This window comes from Streptomyces sp. NPDC036813 (assembly GCF_055609245.1).
In genome coordinates this window covers 176,081-194,987 of the sequence record NZ_JBVJPV010000003.1, presented here as the reverse complement: position 1 = coordinate 194,987, position 18,907 = coordinate 176,081, and the positions used below count along the sequence as shown (strand labels likewise).

The window sequence follows — 18,907 nt, the reverse complement described above, 5'->3', positions numbered from 1 at the left end:
AGGTGTTGCTTCGGCCGGCCGGGGGCGCTCAGCGGCGGCCCGCGTGATCCGGCCGGCCGGGGTGGCTTCGGGGCCGTGTTATCCGGCCGGCCAGAGGGCGGTCGGCTTCTCCTGAGGCAGGAGCACCGAGTATCTCGGGGCCGGGGGTGCCTGCTCCTTCGGGGCAGGGCGCGCGGGGTGCGCCGGGAGCGGGTGTGCGGGGGTCGCCGGAAGCGGGTGCGTGGACGTCGCCGGAAGCGGATGCGCCGGGCTCGCCGGGAGTGGGTGGGCCGGGGTCTTCGGGTCCGGGCGTACCGCTCCCAGGATCGGGTGCGCCGCGATCGGGGAGAGCCTGATCTTCTCCCCGGGGCGCGGCGCCTCGATCACCCTGCCGCCGCCCACGTACAGCGCCACATGCGTGGCCTGCGGGAAGTAGACCACCAGGTCGCCGGGGCGCAGCGTGCGCAGCGGCACGTGGGGCAGCCGCGCCCACTGCTCCTGGCTGGTGCGCGGGATCGGCGTACCGGCGGCCTGCCAGGCCTGGGAGGTCAGACCGGAGCAGTCGTACGACGCCGGGCCCTCGGCGCCCCACGCGTACGGCTTGCCGATCTGCCGCTCGGCGTACCGGACGGCGCGCTCACCCCCGGTGGACGACGGCTTGTCGTCGCCGTCCAGCGCGCCGGACGCGACCAGGCTGCGCTGCGCCTGGGCGGCGCCGGTGCGCTCCAGCGCGGTCAGGGCGCTCAACTGGTCGGCGGTGAGGGAGGCGAGGAGCCTCTCGACGTCGGACAGGCGACGGCGGACGTCGTCACGCTGTTTCTTCTGCCGCTCCGTGAGCGTCAGCTGCTGGTCGAGGGCGGTACGGGCGCGGCGGGCGAGGTCCGCGGCCCTGCGTTCGCTGCCGGTGAGGCGGCCGATGGTCTGCGCGCGCTCGCGCGCCAGCCGGCCGATCACATGGCCCTCGTCCATGGCGTGCTCGGGATCGGACGCGAGCAGCAGGCGCAGGTACGGGGAGAGGTCGCTGCTGTTCTGGTACTGCTGCCGGGCGAGCCGGCCGGCGGCGCCGCGGCCGGCGTCCAGGGACAGCCGGGCCTTGGCCAGCGCGGTGTCCAGCCGGGCCACCTCGGCGCGCTTCTTCTTCAGCGCCTCCTCGGTGGCGTTGTAGGCCTCGGTGGCCTGTTCCGCCTGCTGGTACAGCGTCTGAAGCTGGGTCAGGAGGGCGGGCAGGGACTTCGGGGTGTCCGCGGACGCGTCCGAGGGCGCGTCCGAGGGCGGGTTTGAGGGTGCTTCCTGGGGTGCGTCCGAGAGGGCGTCCGATGGTGCTTTCTGGGGTGCGTCTGCGGGCGGTTGTTGTTGCGCGTCCGCTGGTGGTTGCGGCTGGGGGTCGGGCACGGCTGCGGCATGGGTGGGTGCGAGCGCTAGTTGCGCCGCCGCCATCGTCGTACCGACGAGACGCAGCAGCTTTCCTGACACGTCATCACCTCCGGTGCGGGGCAGCCCCTCTGCCCCGCACCGGCAGCTTGGGGCGGGTCCGCGAGGTGCGCGCGCCGGGCGTGCGCGGACCGGCGCAAGGGTGTCACTCGTCCGGGTCGTGCGGGTTGCCGTCCGGCGTGGCGTCTGGCGTGCGGTGGGGCCGGGGGGCCGGTTTCGACCAGGGCCAGCGCCGGCGGCCGGTGCGTGTGTCACCCGTGGGGTCGAAGGCGTACTTCCAGCCCTGGGTCAGGTTGAGGCGCTTGCTGTGCCCGCGGGGGACCCGGCGGTAGACCAGCACGGTGGGCGGGCCGCCGGCGGCGTCCGGGACCGGGATGCGGTACGTCTTCGGGGGGTGGCCGGTGGGGCCGACGAGCACGGGGAGGACCCGGCCGTCCATGGGGCCGCCCTCGAAGGGGGTGTCTTCGCTCTTCACACCACCAGTCTCAGACATCCCCGGAGAGCGCGGCGAGCACGTCGGCGGTCTGCGGGTCGCGTCCCGCGGTCACGCCGAGCGCGGCGACGAACTGCTCCACGAGCCAGTCGCGCAGCTCGGCGGCAGGGGGCTGCTTGTCGTCGTCGAGCCACATGAGGGAGGCCGCCTCGACGGCGGTGATCCACATGCGGACGGTCATGCGCAGGCGGGGGCCCGGGGTGCGGACGCCGAGGTGGCGGTAGATGTGGTCGGCGGCGGCGCGGCGGACTCCGTCCACTATGGCGGTGGTGCGGGACGTCTCCACGACGCTGCCGCCCTGGAGGAGGGCGCTGAAGCCGGCGTCGTGCTCGTCGACGAAGGCGAGGTAGCGGTCGAGGGCGCGGGAGAGGCGGGGGAGGAGCGGGCCGGTGCGCGGTTCGTCGAAGCAGAGCTGGAGCTGGTCGGCGGCGGAGCGCAGGGCTGCCTCGTAGAGCTGCTGCTTGCCGCCGGGGAAGTAGCGGTAGACCAGGGGGCGGGAGACGCCGGCGGCTTCTGCCACGTCGTCCAAGGACACCTCCTCCGGTGCCCGGTGCGCGAACAGCGACAGGGCGGCGGTGAGCAGCTGACTGCGGCGTTCCTCGACGCTGAGGCGGCGGTAGGCGGGGGTGGCGGAGGGGGTCATGCTTCGCAGCGTAGTCGCGTCCGCGTGGGGGTGGGGGGTGGGTGCGTTGTCGTCTGCGGCTGCGGGTGCGTGTGCCTGCGGCGCCGGGTGTGTTGTCGTGTGCGGGTGCGTGTGCCTGCGGCGCCGGGTGTGTTGTCGTCTGCGGGTGCGTGTGCCTGCGGCGCCCGGTGCGTTGTCGTCTGCGGGTGCGTTGTGGCTGGTCGCGCCGTTCCCCGCGCCCCTTTTTTTGCCTGCGGCGGCCCGTTGCGGTCGCGTCGTGGCGTGCCTGGCGCCCACGGCTGCGGGTGCGTGTGCCTGCGGGGCTGGGTGTGTTGTCGCTGCGGGTGCGTTGTGGCTGGTCGCGCCGTTCCCCGCGCCCCTTTTTTGCCTGCGGCGGCCCGTTGCGGTCGCGTCGTGGCGTGCCTGGCGCCTACGGCCGGTTTCCACGGCGGGGCCGGGGTGGGGGGTGTCCGTCCTCGGCCCGGCCGCCCGTCCCCGACGAGGGCACCCTGTGCCGGTGCCGGACGCTGCGGGCGGACACCCCCCACCCCGGCCCCTCGCCGCCGTACGCGGGTGCCTCAGCGTCGTGGCGGGCGCCATCTCGCCGTAGCCGCGGGCAGTCGTGCTGCTGGGGCGGCACGGGTGGGCGCTGGGGGTCCCCCTGCTCGAGAGCCTGGGGGGCACCCCGTCGCGCCGGGCTGCGCACCCACCCCCGGTCAGCCACGACGCGGGGCACCAGTGAACTCCGGGCGCGCAGCCCAATGCGGGGCACCGCAAGTGCCGGGCGCCGCCCAGCGTGGGGCACCGCTCCGCGGGAGGCGTTACGCCAGGAGGCCCGAGGACTTCCACAGGCGGCGGCCCACTCCTCGGAGGACTCCGATGTCGTCCAGGAAGTCCGTCAGGCGCTTCGCCCCTGTCTGCATGACCTCGCGGCGGTGGCCGCTGGCCTTCACCTGGGCCACGGCCTCCCGCTTGTCCAGGCCGACGTTCGTGTAGACCTCGGGGTTGATGAAGGCGATGGAGAAGACGCGGGCGAACTCACCGGAGGTGACCCGCGTGAACTCCTGCGACCACTTCGGCGCCGTCAGCATCTGGCGGCGCAGTTCCTCGCGGGCGTAGCGGACGTGGCGCGCTTCTTCCACGACGTGGATGCGCGTCACGCCCCGGATGAGGGGCTGGACCCGCTCGTCCGGGAACGTCAGCCGCTGCATCCAGTCCAGGACCTCCTCGCCGAGAAGGGTCGCCGTGAAGGACCCCGGCGTCGTCGAGATCGTCTTGAACACGCGGCCCAGGTTCTGGTGCACCCGGCTGACCGGGTACCACGGCGTGCCGCCCCGGGAGATCACCCGGGCGAACATCTTCGAGTGCCGGCACTCGTCCTCGATCTCGGTAAGGGCGTAGCGCACGTGCGCGCTGGTCGCCGCCTTGTCGTAGATGTGCCGGACGAGCAGCTGCATCAGGATCAGTTCGAACCAGATGCCGAGCGAGGCCAGCGCCGCGGCCTCGTGCTGGGAGAGCGCGATCCGCTGCTCCTCGCTCATCCGCTTCCACAGCGGCGTGTCGTAGAGCGACACCAGCTCCGGCGGCCAGAACCACTTGCCCTCCTCGAAGGGCGCGTCCCAGTCCAGCTCCTTGTCCGGGTCGAAGGAGTGCTTCGCGGAGGAGGCGAGGAGGCGTTCGGCCACCTGTTCGCGGTCCTTGAGCAGGCCGAGCGCATCGCGCAGGCCGTCCAGCGCCTCGGCTTCCGTCAGGGTCGTCGTCATGGCTGATCCACCTCGTCGTGCGGGGGGCAGGGCGGAGTTACCCGCCGGTCACTCCTCTTATGAGACTGCCTGTCAGCAAGCCCGTCAATCCCTGTGCAGCAACTCGCGTCTTCCGTGTGCCGAGGAACTCGTTGACCCCGCGTCCGGCCCGTGTGAGCCTGCCGTGCATGCCGACCTTCGACCTGTATGCCGACGATCCGGGCGCCTCGCACTGGGAGGTGCCCGCGTCCGGCGCGGCCCGCTTCAGCTGGGAGTACGACGACGGCCGCGACCGCCTGCTCGCTCTGTACCAGAAGGGCAAGGACAAGCAGTGGGACGGGGCCAGGCGCATCGACTGGGATCTCGAGGTCGATCCCTACGACCCGCTGGGGACGCCGGACGAGGCCATGTCCGTGTACGGGAGCCGGTACTGGGACAAGATGTCCGACCGGGATCGCAGTGAGCTGCGACGGCACTACGCCTCCTGGCAGTTCAGTCAGTTCCTGCACGGCGAGCAGGGCGCCATGATCTGCGCGGCGCGCATCGTGGAGTCGGCGCCGGACATGGACGCGAAGTTCTACTCCGCGACCCAGACCATGGACGAGGCCCGGCACGCCGAGATCTACGGCCGTTTCCTGCACGAGAAGATCGGGCTGGTCTACCCGATCAACGACAATCTCCAGGCGTTGCTGGGGGACACGCTGCGGGACAGTCGCTGGGACATGCCTTATCTGGGCATGCAGGTGCTGATCGAGGGGCTGGCGCTGGCCGCCTTCGGCATGATCCGGGACACGACCGACAAGCCGCTGCCCAAGCAGATCCTCGCGTACGTGATGCAGGACGAGGCGCGGCACGTCGCCTTCGGGCGCATGGCCCTGCGTGACTACTACCGGCAGCTCACCGACGCCGAACTGCGCGAGCGCGAGGAGTTCGTCATCGAGGGCTGCTATCTGATGCGCGACCGGCTGCGCGGGACCGAGGTGCTGGAGAACTTCGGCATCCCCAAGGCCGAGGCCGAGCAGCTCAGCGAGAACTCCGAGTTCCTGCGGCTCTTCCGCAAGCTGCTGTTCAGCCGGATCGTGCCGTGCGTGAAGGACATCGGGCTGTGGGGCAAGCGACTCCAGCAGGCCTATGTCGACCTGGGGGTCCTGGAGCTCGGCGACTCCGACCTGGACCTGCTCATGAACCAGGACGAGGAGATAGCCGAACGGCTCGACGCCGAGCGCTTCGCGGCGGAGGAGAAGGAGCGCGTCGCGGAGGTGAGCGCGGCGATCCGGGAAGGGGAGGGGGCGGCCTGACGCCTCCGGAAGGGGGGAGCGGCCGACGCCTGACGCCTCCGGAAGGGGGGCGGCTGGGGCCTGACGCCTCACCCGGGTGGAGTACGGTTCTGGCGTGTCCACGCCTCCCGAGAATCCTTACGGTCAGCCGCCTCAAAACCCCTACGGGCAGGGGCCCTACGGCCAGAACCCGTACGGCGCGCAGCAGCCCCAGGGGCCGTACGGGCAGCCCCCGGTCGCCGGAGCGCCGCAGGCGCCGTACGGGCAGCCCCCGGTCGCCGGCGGACAGCCGCCCTACGCGGCCTACGGCCAGCAGCCCCCCGGTCCCTACCCGCCGCAGCCCCAGGGCTGGGGCGCGCCGCCGCCCAAGAAGCGGCGCGGGCTCGTCATCGGCATCGTCGGCGGTGCCGTCGCCCTGATCGTGGTGGTCGTGGCCGCGCTCGCGCTGGTCGGCTCCAAGGGCGGCGGCTTCCCCGAGGCCAAGAACAAGCTCGTGCTGTCCAAGACGCTGCTGAACGGCCGCTACACCCTCAGCCAGGATCTGTCCGGCTCCGAGGGCAAGAAGATCGAGGACGAGGCCGACGGCTCCTGGGACGCCAAGGACACCCACGCCGTCGTCGGCCAGTACGCCCTCGGCGGCGACCAGACCAAGGGCACCCTGGTGGTCTCCGGCATGTACGGGCGGTTCAAGCACCCCGACCGAGCCCGCGACAACATGATGAAGGGGGCCGGAGAGGGCGAGGCCAAGGTCGTCGTGCCCCCGAAGGACTTCCACCCCGACGCCTCCGGCATCACCGTGACCTGCGAGGTGCTCACCCAGGTGCAGCTGGGCACCACGCTGACCGTGCCCATGTGCGGCTGGGCCGACGACAACACCGGTGCCTCCATCGCCGAGATCACCGCCGAGACCATGACGCAGGACCCGCAGAAGGTCGACCTGGAGGCCGCCGCGAAGACCGCGCTCCAGGTCCGCACCGAACTTCTCAAGCCGCTCTGACCTACACCGGGCACTCCAGGTCCTCGGCGACCGCGCCCCGCGCGGGCACATCGCCGAGGACCGGATCCGCGTGCTGCGCCGGGAAGGACGTACGCAGCGTGAAGGCGTACGGCGTCGGGCCGTGGGCACGCAGATGCAGCAGCCGGGCCTCGGCCTCGGCGACCGTCGGACGGTGACCCGCCGGCACCCACCACAGGGTCGCCATCGCCTCCCGTACCCGTTCGAAGAACTCCCGGCGCCGGGCCAGCAGCTCGCGGTGCAGGCCCTGGTACATGAACGCCGTCAGTGCGTCGGAGTCCCGCCACACCGACATGTTGACGATCAGCCACTCGTCGTCGAACACCGCGATGTCGGTGGCGTCGCCGCCCTCGCTCTGCAACCGCCACACGAAACCCTCCGCCGCGTCCGCGTCGGCGTTGACGGGGTCGAGACCGTCGACGAAGTCCCTCAACTCAGGTGAGTCCAGCGGGAATCGAAGGCGGGCGATGTTGACCTGGGCGAGTTCGAACGCGGCGTCAGTCATGACCGAACGGTAGGTCGGGCCATCCGCCTCGCGGAAGCCCCCGTCTCACGAGCTGAGCACCGCCTGCATCACCGCACGGGCGATCGGCGCCGCCGTACCCCCGCCGCTGATCTCGCCGCGGTTCGCGGAGCCGTCCTCCACCACCACGGCGACCGCGACCCGCGCCTCCATGTCCCGCTCGTCCTGCGCCCACGAGACGAACCAGGCGTACGGAGTACCGGAGTTGCCGAGGCCGTGCTGCGCCGTGCCGGTCTTGCCGCCCACGATCGCGCCGGGGATCGCCGCGTTGGTGCCGGTGCCCTCGCGCACCACGCCTTCCATCAGCTTGCGCAGCTTCGCCGCCGTCGACGGGAGCATCGCCTGCCGCGTCGGACGCGGCCCCGCCGTGGTGACCGTGGCACCGCCGCGCCGCGTGGTGCGCTCCACCAGATACGGCGTCCGCAGCCGCCCCCCGTTGGCGACCGCCGCCGCGACCATCGCCATCTGCAACGGCGTGGCCCGTGTGTTGTACTGCCCGATCGACGACAGCGCCAGCTGGGCCCGGTCCACGGTCGTGTCGAAGGTGCTGGGCGCCACGGAGAACGGGATGCGCAGCCGCTTGTCGTTGAAGCCGAAGGCCTGCGCCGTGCGCACCATCCGCGCGGCCCCGACATCGACGCCGAGCTTGGCGAACACCGTGTTGCAGGACCACTCGAAGGCGTCCCGCAGCGAGACGTCCCGGCAGCCGTCGCCCTCGTTCGTCAGCCGGGTCGTCGTCCCCGGCAGCCGGTAGGGGTCCGGGGAGGTGGTCGGCTCGTCCAGGTTCCTGATCAGGCCCGCGTCCAGCGCCGCCGCCGCGGTGACCACCTTGAAGGTGGAGCCGGGCGGATACGTCTGCCGCACGGCCCGGTTCAGCATCGGCCGGTCCGGATCCGCGTTCAGCCGCGCCCAGGCGCGGGCCGCCTCCGGCCCGTTCCCGGACAGCACTCCCGGGTCGTACGACGGAGCGGACACCAGCGCCAGGATGCGCCCCGTCGCCGGTTCGATCGCCGCCACGGCGCCCTTGCGCCCGGCCAGCCCCTCGTAGGCCGCCCGCTGCGCCTGCGGGTCGAGGGTGGTCACCACGTCGCCGCCCGGGTCGCGGGCCCGCGTGAGGTCGCCGACCAGCGGCAGCGACGCCAGCAGCGGATCGGTGCCGGCCAGTACGGCGTCCTCGGTGTGTTCCAGCAGCGTCGTGCCGTACTCCTGGGAGGAGAACCCGGTGACGGGCGCGTACAACGGGCCGTCGGTGTAGGCACGTTCGTAGCGCAGCTGCTCGCCGGAGTCCCGGGAGCCGGTGACGGGCCGGCCTCCCACCACGATGTCGCCGCGGGGCTGGGCGTACCGGGCGATGGTGGGGCGGCGGTTGGCCGGGTTGTCGTTGTAGCCGCCGGCGACGACGAGCTGGACGCGGGCGGCGTTGACCAGCAGGGCGACCAGCAGCAGGGCGCAGAAGACGGCGGAGTGGCGGATGGTGCGGGTCATGGCGCCTCCGGGGTGGCGCCGGGCCGCCGGGCCGAGTCGCTGACGCGGATGAGCAGGGCGAGGATGGCCCAGTTGGTGACGACGGAGGAGCCGCCCTGCGCGAGGAACGGCATCGCCATCCCGGTCAGCGGGATCAGCCCGGTCACCCCACCCGCGATGACGAAGACCTGGAGCGCGACGATCGAGGCGAGGCCGACGGCGAGCAGCCGCCCGAAGGGGTCCCGCTGCGCGAGCCCGGCGCGGTAGCCGCGCTCCACGAGCAGGCCGTACAGCAGGAAGATGGCCGACAGTCCGGCGAGCCCCAGCTCCTCCCCGGCGGTGGCGAGGATGAAGTCGGACTTGGTGGCGAACCCGATGAGGACCGAGTGCCCGAGACCGAGTCCGGTGCCGAGCAGCCCGCCTGCGGCGAACGCGAACAGCGACTGGGCGAGCTGGTTGGCGCCCTGCCCGGCCTCGATGGAGGCGAACGGATGCAGCCAGTCCTCGATCCGTGCGTGCACATGCGGCTCCAGCTGCCCCACGGCGACGGCACCCAGCGCCGCGAGCACCAGCCCGACGGCGATCCACCCCTTGCGCCCGGTGGCGACGTACAGAAGGACGACGAACAACCCGAAGAACAGCAGTGAGGTCCCGAGGTCCCGCTCCAGCACCAGCACCCCCACGCTCACCAGCCACACCGCGAGGATCGGCCCGAGGACCCGCCCGGTCGGCAGCTGCATCCGCCACACCCGCCGTCCGGCGTACGTCAGCGCGGTGCGGTTCGCGGCGAGGTAGGCGGCGAAGAAGACGGCCAGCAGCACCTTGGCGAACTCCCCGGGCTGGATGGAGAACCCGGCGATCCGGATCCAGATCCGGGCCCCGTTCACGGCGGGGAAGAGGATCGGCAGCGTGAGCAGCGCGAGCGCGGCGGCCACGCACACATAGGCGTAGCGCTGGAGCATCCGGTGATCGCGGAGCATGGCGACGACGACGATGAAGAGCGCCACCCCGAGCGTCGACCACACCAGCTGCGTGGGCGCCGCCCGGTCGCCGGGTGTCTCGAGATCCAGCCGGTAGATGAGCACCAGCCCGAGCCCGTTGAGCAGGACCCCGATCGGCAGCAGCAGGGGATCGGCGTACCGGGCGCGCAGCCGGACGATCAGATGCGCCAGCAGCGCGAGGACGCCGAGCCCGGCGCCGTAACCGGCGGCGCCGGGCGGCACGGCGCCGGTGCGGCCCAGCCCCACCACGCAGTAGCCGCACACCGACAGCAGGACGGCGACGACGATGAGGGCGAGTTCGACACCACGGCGCCGGGGGAGGGGGACCGGGGGAGCGGGGATGTCCGCCACTGCCACGGTGATTCCGGTTCCGGCCTTCGTCATGTCCGGAACTTACCCAAACAGGGCGACTTGTGCCGCGCCTGCAGGGCGAGCGGGTGAGGGCGTGTCAGCGGCGTCAGCACCAGCGGGGCGACGACCCGAGGACCTGGATGTAGCGGGCGGAGCCCCAGGCCCAGGTGCCGTCCGTCAGCAGGTACCACAGGCGGTCGCCCTCGACGCTCTGGCCGCGGGTCTGGCAGTAGATGGAGACGATCTCACCGCGGTGCACGGAACGGATCACCTGGCTCCCCCGGTTGGGCGCGCTGCGCAGCAGCAACGTCCCGGCGGTGACCCGCCCCCGGGCAAGCCGCGACTCGTGCCCACCGCCGCCTCCATCGCCGCCCTGCTGCTGCCAGCTCCCACCGTCGCCGCCCCCGTCGCCGCCTTGCTGCTGCCAACTGCCGCCGTTACCGCCCCCGTCGCCGCCCTGCTGCTCCCAGCTGCCGCCGCCTCCGCCGTCACCGCCCTGACTGGAGGCCGAGGAGCTGTCCTCCCCCCACCCGTCATCGGCGACGGCAGGCGTACCGGCAACGGCACTGACGAACACGACGGTGGCAGCAGCTATGGCGAACCGCGCGAGACGGGGCCGACGAGACATGGGGTACCTCCACGAGGAACCTGAGGGGCCAAAACCTGACTGACCGCCACGTTAGGAGCCCGCGCAGAGTCCTGCCCGAAATGCTGGGCCATCGGGAGGGGGTGGGAGGAAGGAGCTGAGAGGGGAGGGAGAAGGCCGGATGGGGGAGCGCGCTGGGGGGAGCGCGGGTGGGGGGGTGCGCGCGCCGGCGGGGAAGTGCTGGTCGGGGAGCGCCGGGGGGCGAAGTGCGGCGGGGGAGCGAAACGCCGGGTGGGGAAGGTCGGGAGGGTGAGGGCGCATCAGGGGGGGAGCGGTACCCGTGGGGGCCCGGAGGGGGGCCGAGTAACGGTGGGTGTGCAAGGGGGGCGGAGCCCTGCCGGGGTCACGGGGTGGAGCCCCTGCTGGGGGCGTGGGGTGGAGTTCGTGGCGGGGTGATGGGGCGGAGCCCGTGGTGGGGTCCGGGGCGGAGTCCCGTGGCGTGGTCTCGTGGCCGACGGGAGCGGGTGGGGCGGTGGGGAACGCCACGCCCTGCGGGGTGCAGGGGGCGGAGCTCCCGCCGGGGTCCGGGGCGGAGTCCCGTGGCGTGGTCTCTTGGCTGACCGGGGCGGGTGGGGCGGTGGGGAACGCCCTGCGGGGTGCAGGGGGCGGAGCTCCCGCCGGGGTGATGGGCGGAGCCCCCGCCGGGGTCCGGGGCGGAGTCCCGTGGCGTGGTCTCTTGGCCGACCGGGACGGGTGGGCGGGTGGGCAAACCCCCCGGGGTCCGGGGCGAAGCCCCGCGACGGCACCTCTTGCGCAAGGTCGACCCGAAGCCGGCGGCACCTCTTGCGCAAGGTCGACCCGAACCGGCGGCACCCTTGCGCAAGGTCGACCCGAACCGGCGGCACCTCTTGCGCAAGATCACCCCCCGACCGGCGGAGCCCCCGGCAGGGACAGCGTGGCCAACGCCCCGCCCCCCACCGCGTTCGCGAACGTCAGCCGGGCGCCCAGGACCTCCGCCTGCCCGAGCGCGATCGTCAGCCCCAGCCCGTGCCCCGTCGCACCCCCCTCCGTACGGAACCGCTGCGGCCCGTGCGTGACGAGGTACTCCGGATAGCCGTCCCCGTGGTCCCGCACGGTCACCACCGGCCCGTCCACCGTCACCACCACCGGCCCCTTCCCGTGCCGGTGCGCGTTGGACACCAGGTTCCCCAGCACCCGCTCCAGCCGTCGCCGGTCCGTCTCCACCCGCGTGTCCCGCACGACCCGGACCTCCGTCGGCGTCCCCGACGCCCGCACCACCCGCTCGGCCAGCGCCCCCAGCTCCTCGCTGTCCACGTCCAGCCGCTCCCGCCCGGTGTCCAGGCGCGAGATCTCCAGCAGGTCCTCCGTGAGGGTGCGCAACGCGGCCACCCGGTCGCGCACCAGCTCCGTCGGCCGCCCCGGAGGCAGCAGTTCCGCGGCGGCGTGCAGCCCCGTCAGCGGCGTACGCAGCTCATGCGCCACATCCGCGGTGAACCGCTGTTCCGCCAGCAGCTTGCCCTGCAACGACGAGGCCATGGAGTCCAGCGCGCCGGCGACCGCCGCGACCTCGTCCTGCGGCCGCGACGGGTCCCCGGCCCGCGAGTCGTCCACCCGCGCGTCCAGGTCCCCGGCGCTGATCCGCCGCGCCACCCGCGCCGTGGCGTGCAGCCGCCGTGTCACCCGGCTCACCGCGAACGCCCCCACCAGCACGGTCGCCCCGATCGCCAGCGCCGACGACCACAGGATCGCCCCGTCCAGGCCCTGAATCGTGCGGGCCTGCTGCGCGTAGTCCACGCGTACGGCCAGCGCGTGGCCGCCCTCCACGGGCCCCGCCGCCCACATCGCCGGCTCCCCGCGGTGCTCGCCGACCATCGTGCCCCGCTCCCCGGCCGCCGCCAGCGTCCGCAGCCGTGCGGGCAGGTCCGGGGGATCGACCCCGGCGTTCGGCAGCAGCGTGTCGCCGGCCTCGAAGGCCTGCGTGGCGTCCGCGAGCCGGGCGAGCGCGAGGTCGCGGGCCTGGCCGACGGTCTGGTTCGTCACCTGCACATGCACCAGCACGCCGAGCAGGGCGGCCAGCGCACAGCACATGACGGTGATGAACGCGGCCGCCCGCACCGCCAGCGGCCCGGACCACTGCGGCAGCACGGACCTCATCGCACACCTGCCAACCCTGCCGACCCTGAGGCGGACGGCGAAGCAGCCCCCGACACCGACGGCGAAGCCGCCCCCGACACCGAGGACGCCGAGGACGACGCGGACGCCGACGGCGACGCGGCGGGCTTGCGCTGCGGATGCCCCGGATGCACCCCGCTCCCCGTGCGCACCATCTCGTCGTGGGTGAGCAGCATCGCCTTCTGGTCCGGGTCCCAGGTCCACTCGAGCCGGTACTCGTAGCGCGCCAGATCGGACGGCGAGCTGAGCACGAGCGAGCGCCCGGCCACCTCGACGGCGCTCACGGCGTCCTCCCACTTCATGACCTGCACCAGCCGGTGGCGGTCCACGGTGTACACCCGTACGGCCGTCATGGGCCCGGGCAGCAGCCGGAAACCGAGGGCCAGATCGTCGTGCCCGTCCCCGGTCAGGTCCCGGTAGTACGGCTTGAGCACCGGGCAGCGCCCCCGCTCGGGTCCCTGCCCGCAGGCGTCGCGCACCAGCCGGGCCGTCTCGGGGGAGGCCTCGCCGCTCTTGCCGCCGGTCTTGTACCGGTCCGGGTGCGCCGCGATCTCCGCGCGCACGATCGCCGCCGGATCGACCTTGCGGATGTCGTCGCCGGGCACGGACACGCCTTTGACGACCTCCCGCTCGACCTCGTCGATGTCGTACGCCGGAGACGACGCCGGCGTCAGCTCCGGCCACAGCCGGGCCGGGCTGACCGCGACCCGCGTGGGCCCGGCGCCCTCCAGCGATCCGGTGTCACCGCAGGCGGTCAGGGCAGCCCCCAGCACGACGGCCAGGACGGCGAGCAGGGCACGCGGGCGGCGAGGGGGCACGGGACTCCTGTGGGTAGGGATGTTCGAGGGCCCCGTACACCATATTCGTAGGTAAGTCCTTTTTGCTGTTCGGGAACCTGCTCGGGAACCTACTCGGCGAGCTCCTCCAGCAACCGCACCGTCGGCAGCCCGGCCCGCAGGTACGCCACGAACAGCTCGTTGTGCAGGGCCCATGGCGAGCGACGGGACCGTATCAGCCGTATGGCGTCCTCCACCGGGTGGCCCCGGTGGATCAGCGCCTGTGCGACGACCAGGCCGGAGCGGTTGTAGCCGTGGTAGCAGCGCACCAGCACCCGCCGGCCGTCGTCCAGCGCCTCGCCCACCGCCCGGGCCAGCCGCAGCACCCCGGCCAGCTGGGTGCCGTCCAGCGGCCCGTCCGGGATGTCCCACACATGGTGCTCGACCCCGGGGTCCGGTCCGTGCCCCGGCAGCCGCAGCAGCGTCTGCACCAGTTCGAACTCGTCCCGTACGACGGCGAACTCCAGCCCTCCGGACGCCCCCCGGAACTCGTGCCCGCCCATCCACAGGCCCGGCACGATCTCGCTCCACGGGCTGTCCGGAGCGGGCACGTCGGGCTGTTTCCCACGCGTACGCAACGGCGCCTCCCCAACCCCGCTCACCACTGTCCCGCCCGCGCAACTCCCTCCCAAGGTAGCCGCCTTCTTGCCCCGGGAGCACCCTGCCTGTTCCCATGGTCATGGGGTGATGGGGCATGAGCCGACTGCGCGTCATACCGACCTACAGACACGGCCGAGAACGGCTGTACGTCTGCTCCACGGACGGACGGAACATCGCCTGGTACGACCGGGAGGCCGGCCGGGTGAACCTGCTCAGCGAGGACCACCGGGAGGCCGTCCTGGACGCCCTCGGCCCGTTCCTCACCGGCCAGGTCGCGGTGGGCCCGCCACCGGTGCCCACCCCCGCCGAGCTGGCCCGGCTCAGCCTCCACCCAGACGACGACCTCGCCCCCAACCGGCCCGGCGAGGCCCTCCTGGTCGCCCTGGAACGCGATCCGGGCCCCGCGCACCGGCTGCGCCCGGACCCGCGCCGCCGGGCACTGGAGGCTGAGCAGTGCGTCGGTGAGGTGCTGGACCGGCTGGACGGGGCCGGCTGGCACGCGTTGCACTCCGTCCCGCTGCCCGGCGGCGACCGCGTCCACCACCTGCTGATCGGCCCCGGCGGACTGTTCGCGCTGCACGCCGTGCACGCCCGCAAGCAGAAGGTCACGGTGGACGGGCCGCTGCTCAGCCTGGGCCGGCGCGACCCCGTGCCGCTGCCGCGTGACGTCCGTGCGGTCGCCGCCCGCGCCTCCTACGCACTGACCGCCGAGGTCCGCCCGGTGCTCTGCCTGCTCGCCCCCGCGTCCGTCCAGGTCGCCGCACCGCCGCGCGAGGTCCGCGTCGTCACGGACACGGACCTGCCGGAGCTGGCCCGCCAGGGCGGCGTACTGAAACCGGCGGACGTGGAGGCCCTGCACGCGATGGCCCGCGACCGCAACACCTGGGCCCGCGTCTGAGCGCTCAGGGCACGCTTCCCGCGCGCCCCGGCTCCAGCAGCGGTGCCAGCAGGTCGCCGTAGTCCTGGAGCCGGGGCGCGATGTCGCCGGCGCCGAAGGTGAGCTGTTCCGGCGCCCCGCAGTTTTCGATTTCCTCCCAGGTCACCGGCGCCGAGACCCAGGGGTGCGACCGGGCCCGCAGCGTGTAGGGCGTCGCGGTGGTCTTGCGGGCGGCGTTCTGGCTCCAGTCGACGAACACCTTCCCGGGCCTGAGGCTGCGCGTCATGCGGTGCAGCGCGAGGCGCGGCATGGCCTTCTCCGCCTCGACGGCGAGCTGCTTGGCGTACTCGGAGGTGCGCTCCGACGGCGCCGGCCGCACGGACGCCAGCAGATGCAGCCCCTTCGACCCGGACGTCTTGGCATACGCCTCGATCCCGTCCTCGGCCAGCCGCTCCCGCAGCCACAGCGCGACCTCGCAGCACTCGACGACGGTCGCGGGTGGTCCGGGGTCGAGGTCGAAGACGATCCGGTCGGCCACGTCGGGCGTCTGCACCCGCCACTGGTGCGTATGGAACTCCGCGACCTGGTTCGCCGCCCACATCAGGCTCGCCAGATCCTGCACGACCACCATCCGGGCCGGGCCCTCCGACCGGGGCACGGCGGCGGTCGTGACCCAGTCGGGCGTACCGGGCGGCACGTTCTTGGTGAAGAACAGCTGCCCGTCCGGGCCGTCCGGATACCGCAGGAAGGACACCGCGCGGTCGCGCAGATGGGGCAGCAGCGCCTCGGCCGTGGTCGCGTAGTAGTGCAGCACCTCGGCCTTGGTGAACCCGGTCGCCGGATACAGCACCTTCTCCAGGTTGCTGAGCGCGATCCGCCGCCCCTCCACCTCTGTGATCGGCGTCATACGATGAGAATTCCCCGCACAAGGGAGATATCCGTACAGATACGGACGAACCTGACCGAAAGGGTGTGCACGTGAGATCCATATGGAACGGCGCCATCTCGTTCGGCCTGGTCAGCATCCCGATCAAGCTGGTGAACGCGACCGAGAGCCACTCCATCTCCTTCCGCCAGATCCACACGGAGGACGGCGGCCGGATCCGCTACCGCAAAGTCTGCGAGCTGGAGGACCGTGAGGTCACCCAGGCGGAGATCGGCAAGGGCTACGAGGACGCGGACGGCTCGATCATCCCGATCACCGACGAGGACCTGGCCAGTCTGCCGCTGCCCACGGCGAAGACGATCGAGATCGTGGCCTTCGTCCCGGCGGACCGGATCGACCCGCTCCAGATGGACGCCGCGTACTACCTCGCCGCCAGCGGCGCCCCGGCCGCCAAGCCGTACACCCTGCTGCGCGAGGCGCTCAAACGCAGCAACAAGGTCGCCATCGCCAAGTACGCGCTGCGCGGCCGCGAGCGCCTCGGCATGCTCCGGGTCGTCGGCGACGCCATCGCCATGCACGGCCTGCTGTGGCCCGACGAGGTCCGCGCCCCCGAGGGCGTCGCACCGGACGCCGATGTCACCGTCCGTGACAAGGAGCTGGACCTCGCTGACGCCCTGATGGACACCCTCGGCGAGGTGGACCTGGAGGACCTGCACGACGAGTACCGCGAGGCGGTGGAGGAGGTCATCGCCGCCAAGGTGTCCGGCGTGGCCCCGCCCGAGGCCCCCGAACCCGCGGCCGGCGGCACGGTCCTGGACCTCATGGCGGCCCTGGAGAACAGCGTGCGCGCGGCCCGCGAGTCCCGTGGGGAGGGCGGCAGGGCGGAGGGCGCGGAGACTGCCGAGGAGGAGGCCGAGGTCAGGCCGTTGCGGGGGCGCAAGACGGCGGCGAAGAAGGAGCCGGCTTCGGCGAAGAAGGCGTCCACTTCGGCTTCGGCGAAGAAGACCGCCGCGAAGAAGACGGCGGCCTCGGCGAAGAAGACGACCGCGAAGTCGGCGCAGAGCACCGGCGCGAAGAAGACGGCGGCCTCGTCGAAGGCCACGGCGAAGAAGACCCCGCCGAAGAAGACGGCGTCCCGCAAGCGGAGCGCGTGAGGGGACGCCGACCCTCTCCGGGCGACGGGGTCAGGCCACTCGCCGAAGCGCGAGCACGGCGTTGTGCCCACCGAACCCGAACGAGTTGCTGAGCACCAGATCGCCGTCCCGGGGCAGCTGCCGTGCCGCGCCCGTGACGACATCGAGTCCGATGGAGGGGTCGATGGTCGTGCTCCCGACCGTAGGAGGTACGACGCCGTCGCGCAGTGTGAGGACGGCGGCGACGGCCTCGACACCGCCGGCGGCGCCCTGCAGATGCCCGAGGTTCCCCTTGAGCGCGGTCACCGGTACGGCCCGCTCGCCGAGCACGCCCCGCAGCGCGGCGGCCTCCGCGAGATCCCCCTCCACGGTCGCGGTGGCATGCGCATTGACGTGGACGACGTCGACGACATGCCCGCCGGCGTCCCGCAGGGCCCGCCGCAGCGCGAGCGCGACACCGCTGCCGCTGGGATCGGGGGCGGCCATGTGGTGGGCGTCGGCGGACAGCCCCCATCCGGCGGCCTCGCAGTAGATCTTCGCCCCCCGGGCCCGGGCGTGCTCCTCGGCCTCCAGGACGAGCACCCCCGCGCCCTCCCCGTTGACGAACCCGTCACGGTCCTCGGCGAAGGGCCGGGACGGCGAGACACCGTCCTTGACCTCGTGCGTGGACAGCGCCCGCATGGCGGCGAAGGAGGCCATGATCGCCGGCGTGACGACGGCCTCGGCGCCGCCGGCGAGGGCGACGTCGATCCGGCCGTACCGTATGCGGTCGATGGCCTCCCCGATGGCCTCGGTCCCGGACGCGCAGGCGCTGGTGACGGTCCGGGCCTCCCCGGTGATGTGCAGATCGAGGGAGACCTGTGAGGCGGCCTGCGAGGGCACGGTCATGGGCGTGGTGAGCGGCGACACCGCGCGGGGCCCGCGGTCCCGCAGCTTGCGGTCCCCGCCGACGAGCACCGACGCGTCCCCGAGAATCGCCCCGAGGCAGACCCCGACCCGCGAGGGATCGATGTGGCTGGCCTCGGTCCCGCCCTCCTGGAACCCGGCGTCCCCCCAGGCCTCCCGACCCGCCATCACGGCGAACTGCGCGGCCCGGTTCATCCGCCGCGCGACGGCCCGCGGCAGCACCTCACCCGGATCGACGGGCACGACCCCGGCGGTCCGCACGGGCAGCTCGGCGAACTCGGGATCGTCGACCTCCCGAATCCCGTGCCGCCCCTCCATCAGCCCCCGCCACAGCTCCCCGACCCCGAGCCCGAGCGGAGTGACGGCCCCGAGCCCGGTGACGACGACACGCCGGGACCGGGGGGTGGAGGCATCGGCGCTCGGCCGGGGGCGGTACCGCACGACGACCTCGTCACCGCGCCGGGCGTCGCTTGCCCACCCGCGCACATCCTCATCGGAGTGAGCGACACCACTCCCGTCATCGAGATCCCGGTGCCAGACCCCCCACCGCCGCACATACGTCTCCTCGACGGCCCCCGGATCGACGACGCGCAGCACACCGACCCGATCCCCGTCCCGGAACCGAGCCTCCGCCACATCGTCGGACTCGACGAGCCCCACGCCGGCGGGATCGACCCGATGCCCGGCGACGGTGACCAGCGCTTGCCGCGCGACGAGATGCTCCCGCTCCCTCCCGCCGAGCGCGGGCCGCAGGGTGAGCCGTATCCACTCGGGAGCCTCCGGCAACGTGTGCACGACGACGTACCAGCAGGCCCGCGCGGCCCCTTCGGCTTCAGCGGAGAGGTCGACGAGATCCCCGGGAACCACCTCGGCGGCACTGACGGAGTGAGGGTCGAGGACAAGTCGGTTTTCCGGCGTTCCATGCGAATGGGACATACGTCACCACGCTTCCTGATCCCGAACTGGCGTAAAGCGGACGGGAATGAGTGAAG

Annotated in this window: 17 protein-coding genes; 4 read left to right on the top strand and 13 right to left on the bottom strand. The window is 72.9% G+C overall.

Features of this window, described 5'->3' with window-relative positions; translation table 11 throughout:
• Positions 1-78: 78 nt before the first annotated feature.
• From ACZ67Q_RS08425 to ACZ67Q_RS08410, 4 genes are all read right to left on the bottom strand, one after another.
• Complete coding sequence (locus ACZ67Q_RS08425) at positions 79-1,452, bottom strand: C40 family peptidase (protein WP_471178135.1); 1,374 nt, start codon at positions 1,450-1,452, stop codon at positions 79-81.
• Between the two features lie 103 nt (positions 1,453-1,555).
• Positions 1,556-1,885, bottom strand: a complete 330-nt coding sequence (locus ACZ67Q_RS08420; RefSeq protein WP_471178132.1) for a hypothetical protein — start codon at positions 1,883-1,885, stop codon at positions 1,556-1,558.
• Positions 1,886-1,895: 10 nt separating this feature from the next.
• Entirely contained in the window at positions 1,896-2,546 is a 651-nt protein-coding gene (locus ACZ67Q_RS08415) for a TetR/AcrR family transcriptional regulator (RefSeq protein ID WP_471178129.1), read from the bottom strand.
• Between the two features lie 800 nt (positions 2,547-3,346).
• On the bottom strand, positions 3,347-4,288 hold the full coding sequence (locus ACZ67Q_RS08410) for an AurF N-oxygenase family protein (RefSeq protein ID WP_471178126.1): 942 nt from the start codon (positions 4,286-4,288) through the stop codon (positions 3,347-3,349).
• A 167-nt stretch (positions 4,289-4,455) separates the two neighbouring features.
• Between ACZ67Q_RS08410 and ACZ67Q_RS08405 the strand changes: the two genes are divergently transcribed.
• Together ACZ67Q_RS08405 and ACZ67Q_RS08400 are read left to right on the top strand one after the other, a co-directional pair.
• Positions 4,456-5,565: a ferritin-like domain-containing protein gene (locus ACZ67Q_RS08405; RefSeq protein WP_471178123.1), complete on the top strand. Its 1,110-nt coding sequence runs from the start codon at positions 4,456-4,458 to the stop codon at positions 5,563-5,565.
• Positions 5,566-5,659: 94 nt separating this feature from the next.
• Complete coding sequence (locus ACZ67Q_RS08400) at positions 5,660-6,541, top strand: hypothetical protein (protein WP_471178120.1); 882 nt, start codon at positions 5,660-5,662, stop codon at positions 6,539-6,541.
• A 1-nt stretch (position 6,542) separates the two neighbouring features.
• Here ACZ67Q_RS08400 and ACZ67Q_RS08395 read toward each other — a convergent pair whose 3' ends face one another.
• The 7 genes from ACZ67Q_RS08395 to ACZ67Q_RS08365 form a co-directional block, all read right to left on the bottom strand.
• Positions 6,543-7,064: a DUF3291 domain-containing protein gene (locus tag ACZ67Q_RS08395; RefSeq protein ID WP_471178117.1), complete on the bottom strand. Its 522-nt coding sequence runs from the start codon at positions 7,062-7,064 to the stop codon at positions 6,543-6,545.
• Between the two features lie 45 nt (positions 7,065-7,109).
• Complete coding sequence (locus tag ACZ67Q_RS08390) at positions 7,110-8,567, bottom strand: penicillin-binding transpeptidase domain-containing protein (protein WP_471178115.1); 1,458 nt, start codon at positions 8,565-8,567, stop codon at positions 7,110-7,112.
• Positions 8,564-9,931, bottom strand: a complete 1,368-nt coding sequence (locus ACZ67Q_RS08385; protein WP_471178112.1) for an FtsW/RodA/SpoVE family cell cycle protein — start codon at positions 9,929-9,931, stop codon at positions 8,564-8,566. Before ACZ67Q_RS08385 ends, ACZ67Q_RS08390 begins: the two co-directional genes overlap by 4 nt.
• Positions 9,932-10,004: 73 nt before the next feature.
• A complete protein-coding gene (locus ACZ67Q_RS08380; RefSeq protein WP_471178109.1) occupies positions 10,005-10,526 on the bottom strand; it encodes an SH3 domain-containing protein in 522 nt (173 codons plus the stop codon).
• An 876-nt stretch (positions 10,527-11,402) separates the two neighbouring features.
• On the bottom strand, positions 11,403-12,659 hold the full coding sequence (locus tag ACZ67Q_RS08375) for an ATP-binding protein (RefSeq protein ID WP_471178106.1): 1,257 nt from the start codon (positions 12,657-12,659) through the stop codon (positions 11,403-11,405).
• Positions 12,656-13,495, bottom strand: a complete 840-nt coding sequence (locus ACZ67Q_RS08370) for a hypothetical protein (RefSeq protein ID WP_471178104.1) — start codon at positions 13,493-13,495, stop codon at positions 12,656-12,658. Before ACZ67Q_RS08370 ends, ACZ67Q_RS08375 begins: the two co-directional genes overlap by 4 nt.
• Before the next feature lie 89 nt (positions 13,496-13,584).
• Positions 13,585-14,091 (bottom strand): protein-tyrosine phosphatase family protein, encoded by a 507-nt coding sequence (locus ACZ67Q_RS08365; protein ID WP_471178101.1) that lies wholly within the window; start codon positions 14,089-14,091, stop codon positions 13,585-13,587.
• A gap of 116 nt (positions 14,092-14,207) precedes the next feature.
• Here ACZ67Q_RS08365 and ACZ67Q_RS08360 point away from each other — a divergent pair, with 116 nt between their 5' ends.
• Complete coding sequence (locus ACZ67Q_RS08360; protein WP_471178099.1) at positions 14,208-15,011, top strand: nuclease-related domain-containing protein; 804 nt, start codon at positions 14,208-14,210, stop codon at positions 15,009-15,011.
• A 4-nt stretch (positions 15,012-15,015) separates the two neighbouring features.
• Here the strand turns inward: ACZ67Q_RS08360 and ligD are convergent, their stop codons facing one another.
• Positions 15,016-15,897, bottom strand: coding sequence for a non-homologous end-joining DNA ligase (gene ligD / locus ACZ67Q_RS08355; protein WP_471178096.1), 882 nt, complete (start codon positions 15,895-15,897; stop codon positions 15,016-15,018).
• A 71-nt stretch (positions 15,898-15,968) separates the two neighbouring features.
• Between ligD and ku the strand changes: the two genes are divergently transcribed.
• Entirely contained in the window at positions 15,969-17,030 is a 1,062-nt protein-coding gene (gene ku / locus ACZ67Q_RS08350; RefSeq protein ID WP_471178093.1) for a non-homologous end joining protein Ku, read from the top strand.
• A 30-nt stretch (positions 17,031-17,060) separates the two neighbouring features.
• Here ku and ACZ67Q_RS08345 read toward each other — a convergent pair whose 3' ends face one another.
• Complete coding sequence (locus ACZ67Q_RS08345; RefSeq protein ID WP_471178091.1) at positions 17,061-18,851, bottom strand: beta-ketoacyl-[acyl-carrier-protein] synthase family protein; 1,791 nt, start codon at positions 18,849-18,851, stop codon at positions 17,061-17,063.
• Positions 18,852-18,907: the final 56 nt, after the last annotated feature.